The organism is Pseudoalteromonas sp. AWM4_233, assembly GCF_056158285.1.
Genome location: NZ_JBSWSZ010000116.1, coordinates 1 through 2,281, shown reverse-complemented (window position 1 = coordinate 2,281; position 2,281 = coordinate 1). Strand labels below are relative to the sequence as shown.

At 44.6% G+C, this 2,281-nt stretch carries 1 protein-coding gene and 1 pseudogene; one reads left to right on the top strand and one right to left on the bottom strand.

Translation table 11 applies throughout. The annotated features are described in order from the left end of the window. Positions 1 to 40: 40 nt before the first annotated feature. Positions 41 to 470: pseudogene (locus tag ACXAC4_RS26250) on the top strand (porin); the annotation flags it as partial. An 80-nt stretch (positions 471 to 550) separates the two neighbouring features. On the opposite strand, the gene recG reads toward ACXAC4_RS26250, so the two are convergent. Then, positions 551 to 2,281, bottom strand: a 1,731-nt coding sequence (gene recG / locus ACXAC4_RS26245) for an ATP-dependent DNA helicase RecG (protein ID WP_475167818.1), incomplete at its 5' end; no start/stop codon positions are given.

The window sequence follows — 2,281 nt, the reverse complement described above, 5'->3', positions numbered from 1 at the left end:
AAGGTTAACCGATCCTTGTGGCTTCTAACTTCCAGCACCTGATGTAGATGCTGATAACGGGTACTCAGTAGCGTTAACTTACGGCGATGAAACTGAAAGAAAGCAAACTTTATGCATCAGTTGCAGCTGACAGCGAAGTAAAAGGTTACGACATTGTTCGTGCAACAGTACAAGGTAAACTAGGTGACTTCAAACTAGGTGCTATGTACCAAACACAAGAAAAAGTGGATGGTAGCGCAGAAGCTGATGGCTACTTAGTAAATGCTGCTTACCAAATGAATAGCAACACATTCAAAGTACAGTACCAAGTAATTGACTTTGATGAAGGCGATAAGAAAACTGCTATTTCTGCAGGTGTTGATCACAAGCTAAACAAAAACACCAAAGTATTTGGTTTCTACTCAACGTTTGATACAGACAACCAAGTTGACCAAGATTACCTAGGTGTTGGTATTGAATACAAATTCTAAGTGAACACTCCCTTACTTGTGAGCCCAGCTAATTAGCTGGGCTTTTTTTGTTGAACAACAAAATTATACTGAAGTTAGCTTTAAGCTTGTGCGTAGTTTGATTTGCCTGCAAGCCAGCGTTGAATCAATTTATCGGTAAGTTCTGGGTAGTCATTCAATATTTTGAAAGCGATGGGTCTGACATGATTAAGTGTTTGTTTATCGCGGTTTAGGTCGGCGATTTTGAATTCAGCTAAGCCTGTTTGTTTGGTGCCAAGTACTTCACCTGGGCCACGGATTTCGAGATCTCGCTCAGCAATCACAAAGCCATCATTACTTTCACGCAGCACACCTAAGCGTTTTTGCGCTGTAGCTGATAATGGCGCATGATAAAGTAAAACACAGTGTGATGCCGTAGCCCCACGACCAACACGGCCGCGTAGCTGGTGGAGTTGTGCAAGTCCTAACCGTTCAGGGTTTTCAATAATAATAAGACTCGCATTAGGCACATCAACACCCACTTCAATCACGGTTGTGGCAACGAGTACATGAATATTACCAGCTTTAAACTCACTCATAATGGCTTGCTTTTCGGCAGCTTTCATCCGGCCATGCACCAAGCCAACGTTTAGCTCTGGCAGTGCTGCTTTTAATTGCTCGGCGCTATCCTCGGCGGCTTGGCATTGCAGTACTTCAGATTCATCAATCAGGGTGCAAACCCAATACACTTGACGACCTTGCTCTGAGCATGCTGTTCTCACACGTTGAATGATTTCGTCTCGGCGTGCATCTGGAATCGCCACCGTTGTGATAGGCGTTCTACCGGGTGGTAACTCATCAATCACTGAGGTTTCTAAGTCAGCGTAGGCTGTCATTGCTAAGGTTCGCGGGATAGGGGTTGCAGTCATAACTAATTGGTGTGGGTAGCAATCACCAAAGCGACCTTTTTCACGCAGTGATAAACGCTGATGAACACCAAAGCGGTGTTGCTCATCTATGATAATCAAAACGAGATTATTAAACTCAACCTGTTCTTGGAATAATGCATGGGTGCCAACAATCATTTGTGCTTCCCCAGAGGCGATTTTTTCCAAAGTCGCTGCACGCTCTTTACCTTTACTTTTGCCACCTAACCAGGCAACTTCAACACCGAGTTGATTAAACCATTGGCTAAAGTTGATGCCATGTTGCTCTGATAAAATATCTGTTGGTGCCATTAGCGCTACTTGATAGCCTTCGCTGATAGCACTGAGCGCACTGAGCGCTGCGACTAAGGTTTTACCAGAGCCGACATCGCCTTGTACTAGGCGCATCATCGGAAACGGGTGTTGTAAGTCACCTTTGATTTCTGCCACAACACGACTTTGTGCGTTGGTTGGGCTAAAGGCTAAATTAGCTAAAAACTGTTGCTCAAGTTGGTTATGAGGCTTTAAAGCAACCGCTTTTACCGTTTGCCCTTTTTGGCGCAGCTTTAAAAGGCTTAAGTTTTGCGCAAGCAACTCTTCAAACACTAGCCGTTGCTGAGCAGGATGCATACCCTGTTCAAGAGCAGTTAAATCAACATCGTTTTGTGGGCGATGTAAGGTCATTAGAGCATCGGCTAAACGCATTCCGGTTGGCTGAAACTGTTCTGGCAGTAACTCTTCGACAGGGTATTTAGTTAATAGTGCAAGTGCTTGATCGCTTAGTGCACGAATAGATAACTGTTTTAGCCCTTCGGTAACAGGATAAACCGGCGTAAGCGTGGTGTTCGTTGGTTGCTCAGAAAGGGTATCCGATAAGCTGTATTCCGGATGTGTCATTTCAAAGCCAACTCTGCCACGGCGGATATG